This window comes from Paenibacillus sp. FSL R5-0766 (assembly GCF_037971845.1).
Lineage (GTDB): Bacteria > Bacillota > Bacilli > Paenibacillales > Paenibacillaceae > Paenibacillus.
Genome location: NZ_CP150227.1, coordinates 5,709,011 through 5,722,083, shown reverse-complemented (window position 1 = coordinate 5,722,083; position 13,073 = coordinate 5,709,011). Strand labels below are relative to the sequence as shown.

15 protein-coding genes and 1 other annotated feature are annotated in these 13,073 nt (G+C 45.7%); of the genes, 7 read left to right on the top strand and 8 right to left on the bottom strand.

Annotated features, from left to right (window positions below; translation table 11 throughout):
* Window positions 1–9 precede the first annotated feature (9 nt).
* Both MKY66_RS24810 and MKY66_RS24805 read right to left on the bottom strand, forming a co-directional pair.
* Window positions 10–243, bottom strand: a complete 234-nt coding sequence (locus tag MKY66_RS24810; protein ID WP_017692378.1) for a hypothetical protein — start codon at window positions 241–243, stop codon at window positions 10–12.
* On the bottom strand, window positions 240–410 hold the full coding sequence (locus MKY66_RS24805; protein WP_017692379.1) for a YycC family protein: 171 nt from the start codon (window positions 408–410) through the stop codon (window positions 240–242). Before MKY66_RS24805 ends, MKY66_RS24810 begins: the two co-directional genes overlap by 4 nt.
* 301 nt (window positions 411–711) lie before the next feature.
* On the opposite strand from MKY66_RS24805, the gene MKY66_RS24800 reads away from it, so the two are divergent.
* Entirely contained in the window at window positions 712–2,511 is a 1,800-nt protein-coding gene (locus MKY66_RS24800; protein ID WP_076211013.1) for a M3 family oligoendopeptidase, read from the top strand.
* A 287-nt stretch (window positions 2,512–2,798) separates the two neighbouring features.
* A complete protein-coding gene (locus MKY66_RS24795) occupies window positions 2,799–3,209 on the top strand; it encodes an O-methyltransferase (protein WP_076211015.1) in 411 nt (136 codons plus the stop codon).
* An 80-nt stretch (window positions 3,210–3,289) separates the two neighbouring features.
* Here MKY66_RS24795 and MKY66_RS24790 read toward each other — a convergent pair whose 3' ends face one another.
* Together MKY66_RS24790 and MKY66_RS24785 are read right to left on the bottom strand one after the other, a co-directional pair.
* Window positions 3,290–3,523, bottom strand: coding sequence for an alpha/beta-type small acid-soluble spore protein (locus tag MKY66_RS24790; protein WP_076211017.1), 234 nt, complete (start codon window positions 3,521–3,523; stop codon window positions 3,290–3,292).
* Window positions 3,524–3,727: 204 nt separating this feature from the next.
* Window positions 3,728–4,702, bottom strand: a complete 975-nt coding sequence (locus MKY66_RS24785) for an aldose 1-epimerase (protein ID WP_036673298.1) — start codon at window positions 4,700–4,702, stop codon at window positions 3,728–3,730.
* A 245-nt stretch (window positions 4,703–4,947) separates the two neighbouring features.
* Window positions 4,948–5,215: a binding site (T-box leader), on the top strand.
* 73 nt (window positions 5,216–5,288) lie between these two features.
* Between MKY66_RS24785 and trpS the strand changes: the two genes are divergently transcribed.
* Window positions 5,289–6,281 carry a tryptophan--tRNA ligase gene (gene trpS, locus MKY66_RS24780; RefSeq protein ID WP_036605729.1) on the top strand — a complete coding sequence of 331 codons (993 nt, stop codon included), beginning with the start codon at window positions 5,289–5,291 and terminating at the stop codon, window positions 6,279–6,281.
* Between the two features lie 126 nt (window positions 6,282–6,407).
* Here the strand turns inward: trpS and MKY66_RS24775 are convergent, their stop codons facing one another.
* Complete coding sequence (locus MKY66_RS24775; RefSeq protein ID WP_076211019.1) at window positions 6,408–6,614, bottom strand: hypothetical protein; 207 nt, start codon at window positions 6,612–6,614, stop codon at window positions 6,408–6,410.
* Window positions 6,615–6,734: 120 nt separating this feature from the next.
* On the opposite strand from MKY66_RS24775, the gene MKY66_RS24770 reads away from it, so the two are divergent.
* A complete protein-coding gene (locus tag MKY66_RS24770) occupies window positions 6,735–6,956 on the top strand; it encodes an alpha/beta-type small acid-soluble spore protein (protein ID WP_056702318.1) in 222 nt (73 codons plus the stop codon).
* Window positions 6,957–7,072: 116 nt separating this feature from the next.
* Here MKY66_RS24770 and MKY66_RS24765 read toward each other — a convergent pair whose 3' ends face one another.
* A complete protein-coding gene (locus MKY66_RS24765; protein ID WP_076211021.1) occupies window positions 7,073–8,053 on the bottom strand; it encodes a metal-dependent hydrolase in 981 nt (326 codons plus the stop codon).
* Between the two features lie 424 nt (window positions 8,054–8,477).
* On the opposite strand from MKY66_RS24765, the gene MKY66_RS24760 reads away from it, so the two are divergent.
* Window positions 8,478–9,089, top strand: coding sequence for an SCO family protein (locus tag MKY66_RS24760; RefSeq protein WP_036605732.1), 612 nt, complete (start codon window positions 8,478–8,480; stop codon window positions 9,087–9,089).
* Between the two features lie 75 nt (window positions 9,090–9,164).
* Here the strand turns inward: MKY66_RS24760 and MKY66_RS24755 are convergent, their stop codons facing one another.
* Window positions 9,165–9,512, bottom strand: coding sequence for a toprim domain-containing protein (locus MKY66_RS24755; RefSeq protein ID WP_036605733.1), 348 nt, complete (start codon window positions 9,510–9,512; stop codon window positions 9,165–9,167).
* Between the two features lie 524 nt (window positions 9,513–10,036).
* Window positions 10,037–11,212 (bottom strand): MFS transporter, encoded by a 1,176-nt coding sequence (locus MKY66_RS24750; RefSeq protein WP_076211023.1) that lies wholly within the window; start codon window positions 11,210–11,212, stop codon window positions 10,037–10,039.
* A 190-nt stretch (window positions 11,213–11,402) separates the two neighbouring features.
* Between MKY66_RS24750 and MKY66_RS24745 the strand changes: the two genes are divergently transcribed.
* Window positions 11,403–11,885 (top strand): ATPase, encoded by a 483-nt coding sequence (locus tag MKY66_RS24745; protein ID WP_174806458.1) that lies wholly within the window; start codon window positions 11,403–11,405, stop codon window positions 11,883–11,885.
* Window positions 11,886–11,903: 18 nt separating this feature from the next.
* Window positions 11,904–13,049, top strand: coding sequence for a transglutaminase domain-containing protein (locus tag MKY66_RS24740; RefSeq protein WP_036605735.1), 1,146 nt, complete (start codon window positions 11,904–11,906; stop codon window positions 13,047–13,049).
* Window positions 13,050–13,073 lie beyond the last annotated feature (24 nt).

Genomic DNA, 13,073 nt, shown 5'->3' with positions numbered 1-13,073 from the left:
GATCTTGCATTAGTTACGGACAGGACGGCTGGATAACAAATAGTCACTGTCGTTGTCGATCACGGTCATGCTTGTATTACAGCAGGGAAAGACCAGTAATTTCTTTTTGCCTTCACGAATGAGCACAAGCTCTTTTGGTTTGAGGGGGAGCAGCACGTTGCTTGCATGACAGTAGGGACATTGCTGTACATAGATGTCTCCCATCACAATATCGTAAGGCCAGCTGTTCTCAAACGGAATCATTCTTGTTCGCCTTCTGGTGCGGAAGGTTTGGAGGCTTCTTGTTTGGCGAGTTCCGCAATCTTCTGCATCAGGATATGTTGGGGCATGTGCATCAGGTGCTCCAAAGGTACGCCCAGGGATTCTGCTAATTTGACGGCTGTATCAGCCGATACTTGTAAAGGTTTCATACGTTTACCTCCTGAAAGTTACTATGAATACATGTTCAAAAAGTCTGGTTTTCAGTACCGAGAAGATGGAATGAAGCTAGAAATGGAGTAGCGGAGCGTAGGCAAACTACGTGAGCAACGGACATTTCGGCTGAATTTCATATTCGATGCTGATGATGCCGTTAGGCATGATTCGTAATCAAAAGTGGACTTTTTGAACAACCTCTGTAGCTATTTCTCTAGTATAGAGATATGGCTGACAGAAAACCAGTTTTTAATTCAATCCTAACCATCCAATTTATAGAGAGAGGTGCCTTATTAAATGAAAACGCCATTACACCCCGTATGGGATCTGGAGTCCATTTTTAGTGGAGGTTCTTCCTCCGAGACATTCGCTGCGTATCTGATTGAACTGGAAGAGGATGTACGTAAACTGCAACATCTGTTGAACGAAACACCTGCACCGACTTCATTAGAAGAGACGGCTGCGTTTGATCCGATTTTGGAACTGCTGCAAAGCTGTTATATGCGCGTATCGGAAGGTTCTGCGTTTGTATCCTGCCTCTCATCGCAAAACCAGAAGGACAAAAAGGCAACGCAGCTTCAGGGCGCCATCAGTTCTATTGCAGCGATGCTGAACGGCAGCAAATCGAAGTTCGATAATACACTCAGTCAGACATCGGATTCGGTGTGGGACGCCTGGATTGCTCGGGAAGATATTCAGCCGCTGGCATTTGTACTGAACGAGAGTCGCACGCTGGCTCGTGAGAAGCTGTCGCCTGAACTGGAAGGTCTTGCTCTGGATCTGGGTGTGGATGGTTACCATGGTTGGGGCAAATTCTACAACACGATTGTCAGCAAGGTGAACATTCCATTTGAGCAAGATGGGGAAACGGTGATGCTCTCCGCAGGACAGGCTGCCAACAAGCTGAGCGATAGTGATCGGAATGTACGTGAGACGGTATTCGCAAACTGGGAGCAGGCTTGGACCGATGTCGAAGATTTCTGCGCTGACACGCTGAATCACCTCGCTGGATTCCGTCTGAAGTTATATGAGAAACGTGGCTGGGATGATATCCTCAAAGAACCTCTGGCCATTAACCGGATGTCACGTCAGACACTGGATACAATGTGGGATGTGATTAACGGTGCCAAACCTGCGCTTGTTCAATATCTGGAGCGCAAGGCAGAACTGCTGGGGGTAGACAAGCTCAGCTGGAGCGACGTAGATGCACCTGTAGGTAAATCGAGTGGCAAAATCACTTACAATGAGGCAGCCATCAATATTGTTGAGCAATTTGCCAAGTTCAGTCCTAAACTTTCCTCGTTTGCAGAGATGGCTTTTGAGAAACGCTGGATCGAAGCAGAAGACCGTCCTGGCAAGCGTCCAGGCGGATTCTGTACGTCTTTGCCACTTAGCAAAGCAACTCGAATTTTCATGACCTTCTCCGGGACACCGTCTAATGTGTCGACCCTTGCGCATGAACTTGGTCATGGATATCATCAACACATTATGGAAGAGTTGCCTGCATTGAATCAACGTTATGCGATGAATGTGGCTGAGACAGCGTCCACGTTTGCTGAACTGATTGTAGCAGATGCCTTGGTGCAGGCGGCAACAGATGAGCAAGAGAAGCTGGCTTTGCTGGAAGACAAGATACAGCGAAGTGTGGCTTTCTTTATGAACATCCATGCCCGGTTCCTGTTTGAGAATCGTTTCTATGAACAACGTAAAAAGGGCTTGGTCAGCGCGGATGAATTATCCAAATTAATGGTGGAGGCGCAGCAGGAAGCGTTCTGCGGTGCACTTGCATCAGATCATCCTCATTTCTGGGCATCCAAACTGCATTTCTATCTGACTGGTGTGCCATTCTATAATTTCCCATACACGTTCGGTTATATGTTCAGTGCGGGAATCTATGCGAGAGCACAGCAAGAAGGAACGGCATTTGCAGATAAATACGATGCTTTGTTGCGGGATACAGGGCGTATGACGGTCGAAGAACTTGCTCAGAAACATCTGGGTACCGACCTGACACAACCGGAATTCTGGCAAAATGCTGCGGACTTGGTTATTGCCGATATTGAGCAGTTTCTACAGATGACAGCAACTCAAAAATAGGTTGAACATATATGTTGAATATTTATGAAAAGGCTGCAATCCCCTGTTAACAGACACGGGATTGCAGCCTTTTTTTGTACAGAATCCTCATTTTCGGTTCTCGAAGATTTTGTCGTAATTAAGTGAAAAAGCTCAGTTTAAGGAAGTGGAATGGCAATTAATTGTGCAAATCATAGTTAGAAATACCCAACTTTGCCGTTCTTTGTTGAATGAGCACATATGATGTCATATAATGAGTCGTAAGTCCTTGATGTATAGGACTATAAGCATATAAGGAGAGTGTTAATATGAAAATTGATGAGCTTTCATTAGCGAGACAGTTGGATCTGGTATTCAAAGAACTTGATCGTGAGTTGTCAGGGTTAGATTCAGGGGTGGTTTTTGTGCAAATACGAAACAACGTAATTGGGAAATTCGGTATTCGACATAATCCGATAGCTGGACGAGATGGGCAGATGGATGTGGAGGAAGGGGGGCTAAACGAAACCCAGAGAACTTCTTTCCGGGCAATGGCACTGGAGACGTTGAAATTCAAACGTAATTGGACACATGGCGAAATATCGTACGATTTCACAGTAAGACAAGGTATGATTTTGGTAGATGCAACGATGGAGTCTAATTACAATATGGCAAGTTTGATGATTCGTTACCCTAGAACCAATACATACAAGGATTCAGATATGGAGTCGACCTCATAATTAGTTACACAAGAGAAAGCGGCACTTCCGAAGAAGGCCGCTTTTGTTTTTTTAACGCTACTTAAGCATTAATTACGAGCTTACGAACGACCCGATAATTGCTGCTCAGCGATTTGTACCAGACGTTTAGTGATGTATCCACCCAGAGAACCTGTCTCACGGGAAGTATAGTTACCGTAGTAACCATCTTGTGGAATCGTTACACCCAGCTCTTGTGCAGCTTCCATTTTCAATTGTTGCAATGCAGCATTTGCTTGGGGAACGACCAGGTTGTTGGAGCGGCTACCGCTACCTTGGTTTTGACTTCCGTACATATGTGTCACCTCCTTATGGCTTGGTGATGTTAGTATGGTTAGAGAATACGGAAATATACATGATATGGCGTAAGGGAAAATATGGATAACTATCAGTGCACAGGACACATAAAAAAGCCGACCCAATGCGGGTCGACAAGTTGTATTTGGATATCAAAATATAGGTGATATGCGTAAAAACAACATAGAGGATGATCAGCTCGTTTAGTCTGTAGGAGGTATAACCTCAATACGTGTAAATAACTCAACAGGCTGTTCCGGTTCCAAGCGAATCAACCCGGTTTGTTCATCCGATAAAGCCAAATTAGGTGCATCCGGGAGCCAAGTGTACGGTTCAATGCACAAGAACTGATCGGATTCACCTTTGGTAAAGAGAACCCAATGTTTGAAAAATGCTTCATCTGCTGAATATTTCAATGTATATCCATCTTGCCTGCGTAAGTAAGCCGTAGCCGGTTCACCTTCGGTAGCTTTCAACAGGGTATCCCAGTTACGTCCCTGCAAATTGATGCCTTCGTTCAGAGCAGACCATTCACCCAGGGATTCCAGTTCACCTGTCGGTAGTTGTTCTTCATTCTGTCCGTATATTCCGGAAACAGGCAGTTGCAGTGTCCAGTCGGCAGGTTTGCCGTCTAACAAAAACCATGTATGATATCCCATCCCGAATGGAGCGGGTGTTGAACTCAGATTGGTGACTCGCAGACGCTGGCTAAATACAGCGTTTTGCAGACTGAACGTCATCTCAAGTTTCAGGGGAATCGGGAATTGAGCCATCCAATGCTCTTCATTTTCGGTCAGTAATTCAGTCGTAATTGCACAGCCGTCTTCATCTTCCTCAATGTCACTGACACACCAGGATTGGGTACGGTGGAGACCGTGAATATGGTTGTCATTCGCCGTGTTTTGATCGAACTGGTAACGAACACCTTCATATTCGAATTGTCCACGATGAATGCGCCCTGGTGGAATCAGGAGAGGAACGCCAAAATGATACGGCTTCTGCAGATAAAAGGCAAGATCGTCTTCATCCGGACGGCGGACGACATCTCTGTCCTGCACTAAATCGCGAATAGAAATAATATTATTTCCAAGACGCGGCAGCAGGGTGATTTCCAATTCACGGCTATGTAGGATATACGTGTCGTAACCATTCCATTGGCCTTTGGTCACTTGTTTCATATCGATGCTCCTTTTCCCACTTGAAATCTGTCTGCAAGCAGTCGTGATGAAGCTACTGCTGCAGGCGTGTCGTTGTGTACATGCCAGCTATTTCCTGCGCTATTTCGTGTGAAGCAGGCAACAGGATAAGCAATTCCATCATAACAGATTTTGATGTCTCGGGTAAAAAAGTTCAACTCATTTTGACATTCGCGCCTGTGCGCATTAAGATGGAACTCTGAAAGCATTTATTAGAATTGAATGACATGAAATCGATGACAGGGATAAGTAGGCCAAGAGAATCCTCTTCAGAAAGCCGGTGGTTGATGTGAACCGGTGTGAGCTCTTTACCGAATGGACCCTTGAGTGTAGGTTTGAACAGGTTAAGCCAGAGATGGGCTTGCCTCACTAGAGTCTGCCGTATAATCCACGTTACGGAACAATGAAGGCATTTCATCGGCTTGACTTGATTCAGAGTCAGGAGCAATCGAAGAAATGCGAATAAGGGTGGCACCACGGTCTCACGTCCCTTGCGGATGTGGGGCCTTTTTGCGTTCGCAGAGAATAGCAGGAGTTTATATATATAATCAGGGAGGCGTTATGGGTAATGAAAACAGTACTTTCAGGTATTCAGCCAAGCGGTAAGCTCACATTGGGCAACTATATTGGTGCAATCAAAAATTTTGTAAAACTTCAGCATGACTATCAATGTCATTTCATGGTAGTTGATCTTCATGCCATCACCGTGGCTCAAGAGCCAGCAGCATTGCGTGAACAGTCGGAAGCAGTAGCTGCACTGTTTATTGCAGCAGGTATTGATCCGTCGAAATCTAACGTATTTTTGCAATCCCATGTACCGCAGCACGCAGAATTGGGCTGGTTGATGACAACGCTGACCTCCATGGGTGAGCTTGAACGGATGACTCAGTTTAAGGATAAATCATCCGGTAAAGATTCCGTTGGTGCGGGACTGTTCGTGTATCCATCATTAATGGCGGCTGATATTTTGTTATACAATGCTGACCTTGTGCCAGTAGGTGAGGACCAGAAGCAGCATCTGGAACTGACACGTGATCTGGCAGGCCGTTTTAATCACCGTTATGGAGAGTACTTCACCATTCCAGATCCGTATATTCCGCAGGTGGGTGCTCGGGTCATGTCACTTGATGATGCCTCTTCAAAGATGAGCAAAAGTAACCCTAACGCTGGCAGCTATATTGCCCTGCTGGATCCGCCGGATGTGATTCGAAAAAAAATCAGTCGTGCCACTACAGATTCGGGACGTGAAGTCGTATATGATCCGGCAAACAAACCGGAAGTCAGCAATCTGATGAGCATCTACGCTGAATGTGCAGGTATGACGCTTAAAGAAGTGGCTGAGCGTTATGAAGGCAAGATGTATGGTCCGTTCAAAAAGGAACTGGCTGAAGTGGTTGTATCTGTGATTGAACCGCTACAACAACGATATAATGAGATTCGTGAATCTGGCGAATTGGCGGATGTTCTGGATACGTCAGCCCGTCGTGCAGAAGAAGTTGCTGCTCAAACGTTGGATGCAGTGAAAGAACGTATGGGATTTGTTCCAAGACGTAAACAGTAGTCCTGAACAAGACCTTCATATTTCACGCAATGAATAGTTAACATGAATAAAGAGGAGCCCTATTGAAGGACTCCTCTTTATTTGTGCGTTCATTATTGAACTTTATTGAATTATAAACTGACCCGCTCAAGAAGTGGGCTCTGAAGCTGAAGCAGCCGATTGAACTTCCTGACGTTCTTTTTTGGCACGAATCACAAATCCCCAGCCAATGTTGGCGATGGACAGGACAAACAGTAGTGCAGCAAACCAACCGGAGTAGGAGATCATAATTGCTGAAACCGTTAACAAGATAATCGAAGAGAATGCGAACCATAAGGATAAGCCTTTACTCATTGGGAAAAACCTCCATCTACAAATTTAGTGAAATTCCGTATAACCTGAAGCCTACGAGCCATAATAATCTTGCAAGCTTGCAATACATTACAGACACAGATTGAAAGGAGATTATAAATTATGGCTCAAGGATCTCGTTCTTCAAACAACTTGGTGGTACCTCAAGCGACTGCAGCACTGCAACAATTGAAAATGGAGGCTGCACAGGAACTGGGTGTAACTATCCCACAAGACGGTTACTACGGTAACTACACTTCCCGTGAAACAGGATCTTTGGGTGGATATATCACCAAACGTCTGGTACAAATCGCTGAGCAGTCTCTGGCTGGGTCTGGCAAATAATTTATTTTAACCAACAGCAACAAAACAGGATAAACAGAAAGCCCGGGGCGGAAACGCACCGGGCTTTCTCGCGTATCAGTTCCTAAGTTTGATTGTGCCTTGCCATGCTCACTTCGTCAAGGGCGTGCAGATAAAAGTTTTTTATCCATCTTCTCATCGCTTAACCAGCCTACATACGTATCAATCGTTTCAAAATTCCGATCCATCACAATCACAGCGACAAATGGATATTGTTTCCGGTGTCGATAACGTACATCTGCCCAGCGGACCTTGTACCCAGCAGGCAGTTCTTCAACCTCTGCCACCGCATAGGAGGTGAAATAGAGGAAGGCACTGACTTCCGGTGATTTGCGTGAAGCAGCAACGGCCGCATGAGTAGAAGAAGAGGCGTGCAGACTCCATACCAGATTAGAACCATCCATTTTACCGATCACATAACTGCCGTCCTCAACTCGTTTAACCACATGCCAGCGGTTCCAGGATATCGTTGGAATGACGATGTATCTTGCCTGCTCTGGGCTGTTGTCGAGACGTCTGACTTTTCTGACTGCTTGTGCACGAGCAATCGTTCGCCATATATAATATAAACCGGTCAAACTATACAACGTAACGAAGAGTGGTGCAGGGGCGATCAGATCAAAGGCCCATAACAGGATAGCAATGACATGTGTAGTGAATAGAAACGGATCAAAAATATGAATGATGTTCCAGGCGATCCAGCGTTCCGTAAAAGGCCGGGCGGCTTGGGTTCCATAGGTGTTGAACAGATCGGTGAATACGTGAAAGCCTACGGCCACAGCGGTCCAGGTGGCAACGTGTCCAATAGGGACATCAGGGAATATCAGTGCAATGACGCCGGTGATGAGCAAAACCCATAACAGGAGAAATGGCAGAGAGTGTGACAAGCCCCGATGATTCCGGATGTAAAGCGAATTGCTTTTGAGACGTAAAGCAGTATCAATGTCAGGGGCCTGGGAACCGGCGATCGTGCCAATCATTACCGCAGCTGCAAGCATGGGACTCGCTGCGACGACAGGATCGACATAAGCTAGACCGGCTAGACCAATCCCCATGACAAAATGTGTAGAGGTATCCATAAACGTCTCCTTTGTGTGGTGTATCGTTCTAAGGCATATTACTTCTCTATCTAGGTGATACCCATATATAGTGTATAATATCCGTCTGTCAGGATGCAAAACATCCCTAATTTCAAATTTATAACAATAAACTGTATTATACCCAATAAATGTACGCAGTTTGTCAAACTATTTTGGTGTTTCCTATGATAAACTTTATATCGGATACTGAGAGAAGTTGCATCAGAGAATACGCGGTCGGATATGTTACATAAATATTTATGGGCATTGTTCCTTTTAACCGTTACAATAATATAGAATCTCATAAAAAGTAGGTTTCTTTGAATACATATGTCACAGTAGATGGATGAAGCGAAACAAACGTGATTTTGGGTTCATATATGTATGCGTATTCATAAGAGAAGATACAGAAGGGACGAGGAAGATGCTGAAAAAGTACAAATGGACATGGATGCTGCTCGGGCTCGCACTGATAATGGCTGTGTATCTGATGTGGGGCACTGTATTTGCCAGTAAGGAAAAATTACCCGAGATTCGTGAAATCCAATCCTTTTCTATGGAAAATGTAGATGGCAGTACAGTATCACTGGAGGATACGCAAGGAAAAGTCCGCTTGTTCTACTTTTATTTCACCAGTTGTCCGGATGTCTGCCCGATTACGACGTTTACGTTATCCCAGGTGCAGGATCTGTTGAAAGAGGACGACACCTTTGGTAAAGATGTCTCATTTGTATCCATTTCATTCGACCCGAAAGTCGATACAAGAGAGAAGATTAAGACGTTTGCGGACCGCTTCCATGCGGATTATTCCGGATGGTACTTCTTGCGAGGGGATATGGACAAAACCAAACAATTCGCCAGGGAATCATTCCAGATCCTGATCGATGGGGAGAGTAAGGATGATTTTGCCCATATGAACATGATTGGTCTGGTGGATGAGAACAACCAGCTGCGCAAGGTATATAATGCGTTTAATACAGAGGACGTTGTGCCTGCTGTCATTGCCGAGGATATTCGCAATCTGATTAAGGAATAATCATCTGATACTCATATTGTAAAGGCTGCCTTCAGGTTGGATATCAACCCAAAGGCAGCCTTTTGGTATTTCATTTTAATAGGAAGGATGTTCAGGGTATTGGATGTATGTCTCTAACCCGGCCTTTTCCAGCTGGGCAATGATATACTCATCAGGTGTTCCTTCCACACCCGCATATCCTCGTCGTGTATACATCTGTACTGCATCCGGGAAAGCATCCCGAAGTACACCTCTAATTTTTTTGCCGGAACTGTCATTATCCATAAATAAAAAGACTTCATCGTAACCGACTTGCTTGCGCAGGGTCTCCAGCTTGAGGGAATTAAGTGTTCCAAACGTACATAGAATGTTGATCTCGGGTCCAACCAGACGTTTCAGTTTGCTTCGGTCATTCTTACCTTCCACAATGACATGAATAGGCATGATATTCACCTCTTGTTCGAGAGCTTATGTCGACATTCCCCGGGAAATGTTGCAGCGAAAATCGACTGATTATATAAAATGGACTCCTTTCTTTACACTGTTCACCACGCGGGCAGGAGCACCTCTGATTTCTAAATTCTTTTTCAAATACATCAGGTTAATTCTGATCAGTAGTGGCCGTTACGGTTACGGATCGTTCCTTCGATCGCTGTTGTCTCCAAATTTCTGATTGATTTTATTTTTTATAGGTTGAAATATGGAGACAAAGGCGAACGCTAACGCTTCTTCAAAATCGATTCCGTCCCCTTCACTACTTCCAATGATCGTCCATACCTAATGATGATATTCAAGAAAAAGATGAAATCTTAAAGACGGCGCTGATAATCCCTAGGCCGCTCCGTTCGAGTGTAAAACGTTAGTCCATTTTATATAGTTTAGCTGTAAATGGGGGAATGATGCAAAGCTAATGAAAATACTGGCCTAATTGCTGTTATAACAGTAGGAAAGCAGAGCTTGAAACAGGCCTAATTCAATATACTTTTCGGATCGGACAGGGATGCTTCGCGTCTGGATGTATAGTATGGAAGCAGCAGCATACCAATCATTAATAAAACAAAGGCGATGAAATAGGGTGATAACCCGACACGAAGTTGCCCGGCTGTGATGGGGCCGATGAAAGAGCCGATGGAGGTGGCGATGGATTGCAGCGAGAAAATGCGGCCCAACTTGCTGCCTCCGCTCAGACGGATAAATAGGGTTGCCATAGCTGGAAAGATAATGCCTTTGGACATCCCAAGTACAAATAATACGGTGGACAACGGAACTTGCGGAATGGCTGCCATCACAAAAAAACACAAGGACATTAACAGCACGCCCGCAACCAGACGAAGCTTGGGGGAATACCGGTTGAGGAATAACATGCTGAGTGTGAAGAGTGCCCCAATACTGATAATAGAGAACAGCAGTCCGGTAGACATGATGGACGATTGTCCTCCTCCCCTCAGGGGTAATTCGAAGAAGAGAATTCCTTGGGCACAGGCAATCACCAGAGGCAAGGCAAAGTATCGCCAGGACACCGGCAGGAATGCACTTGTGGCATCTGCTGGTGAAACGTCAGGTTTGGCAGGTTCCGTTACTCTCTCATGCTGCTTGATGATGCCACGAGGCATCGTCATGAAAGCAATGACACCAGTGAGAATAAGCAGATAGCCCAAGCCTGAAAATGTAGCAGAGAAACCCATGGAACCTACAATGATCGCACCGGCTGCTGGTGATATCACAGATGCGAGGGTATGTACTACCCCGTGACCCGACATATACTTCCCCTGTTTCACCGGATCGCTGGATAACTGTGCAAGCAGGGCGAGACATGCAGGAGACAGGAAGGCCAGTACAAAACCGCTGATGGAACGCAGCGCCAGCAGTTGCCATGGTGTCTGGACATAGGCTTGCAGGAGCAGGATGAATCCTGCACCGAGCAGACTGAATACAATGTAGCGGCGACTGCCATGTTTATCGATTTGTGTTCCGGCAATCAGATTGCCAGGAAGATGTGTTAAGGAATAGATGCCCATCATCCAGCCAATGAAGGTAGGGGCGGCTCCCAGCGAGATGGAAAAAGGAGTCAGAATCGGATACTGGGCGTGCAAATCAAATACAGCAAGGAACAAAAACAGGTATAGCCAGATGGCCGTTTTCACATAAGCCCCTCCTTGTTAAGCGATGCATGTTCAAACTACAGGTCTTGAACGTGTTCCCCGTTCGCCCGGCAGAACCTCATGGTACTACTTGTACGCCCGGCGGGACGAACTTAGACCGTTTATTTTTAAGGGAGAGGGCTTAGCTGACAGCAGCTTCGGAAATCATGTATAATATTCGGGAGTGTTACGAATGAATTCTAATACGGAAGGTGTAGTCATGAACATAGAAGTAATCAAAGAGTTTGTGATGCAGAACTGGCTGGTGATCGTGGTTGCATTGATCATATTGTTCTTTGTTCTGAATGTGGTCAAAACCGTATTGAAATGGGCGATTGCCATCATCATTATTGCGGCTCTACTGATATACAGCGGCATCTCCATTGATCAGATCAAACAGACAGTAACAGACGTACAATCCAGCACGATGGACACATTGAAGAAGGAAGCAACCAGCATGATGCTTAAGGAAGCTTCCAAAGCGAAATACGTCAAAGGACAGGATGGAGCGTTCACCATCACAAGTCCCAATGTGGAGATTAAGGGCAGAACTCAATCGGATAAAGTTGATGTGACCTTCCGCGGAATTTCACTTGGTGAATGGAAACTCGACAATGAAACGATACGTACGTTTGTCGAACAGGCACAGGAGAACAAAACAGCACCAGCATCGTAGTAAAGGGGGAATCGGTACGTGCTGCAGAATTGGCTGGACAGCCTGAAGGAATTGAATGGCATCACGATTATGCTGTTGCTGATTGTGGCTGCTTCATTATTGCAGGGTTGGTCCAGAGGGGCTTCGCGTTCAGCAGGCAGACTCTTTGGGTTCCTGATGGATGGCATTATGGCGGTCATTGGTATTCTGTTGTCGATCGGTTTAACGTTGTGGCTTGCGCCATATGTACAGCAGTGGCTGTCTGAGTATGCTTCAGCCATGCCTAACCGTGAGTTGAACCGGTGGGAACAGATGTATTATACGTTGGTTACGGCGATTGCAGATTTTCCGCTGATGCGGTTCGCTGTATTATTTGTACTTAGCTATGGACTCATCCGACTGATTCTCGGGTTTCTCTCTTCATTTATTTTTAGCAGCAGGCAGAGGTCAGCCGAGGAAAGTGCGCCTAAAGGTATGTTTAGTCGCTTGACGGGTGCATTCATTGGCACGATCATAGGCTCCGTCCGCGGAATGATTGTCATCGCAGTTTTGTTCATGATTGTCAGTCTTTACCCTGGAAGCATGTTCAGCCGATATGTGGAAGCATCCCCGATCTATATGCAAGGGGCCAAATCGGTTATCGAACCGTTGTCTGGCACGTTTATCAAGGACAAGCTACCCGTCTTTACGCAGGCTGTGCAGAAGGAACTGGGCGGCATCCTGCAACGCAAATATGAAGTCATCGACCACAATATTCCGACGGACATTGAATCAGCAGCGAGTGAGATTGTCAAAGGCCAATCGACAGATGAAGCCAAAGCAAGAGCGCTATACGACTGGGTAGGTTCACGTATTCAGTATGACTATGGTAAAGTGGATGACTATGAGCAAAAGGGCATATGGCATGAACAAAATCCACAGAATACATTTGATACACGCAAAGGCGTATGTATTGATTATGCCCGTCTTTATGCCGTGATGGCCCGTTCACAAGGACTTGAAGTCAAAGTGGTTACAGGACTTGGTTATAACGGCCAGGGAGGGTACGGTCCGCATGCGTGGAATGAGGTGTATTTGAGTGGTTCCGAGAGCTGGGTTCCGCTTGACCCGACATGGGCGATCAGTGGAGACTGGTTTAATCCTCCGAATTTTGCCGACACCCATCTAAAGGATCAATCAGCTTAGCATTACAACGGACATGGGTCCGGA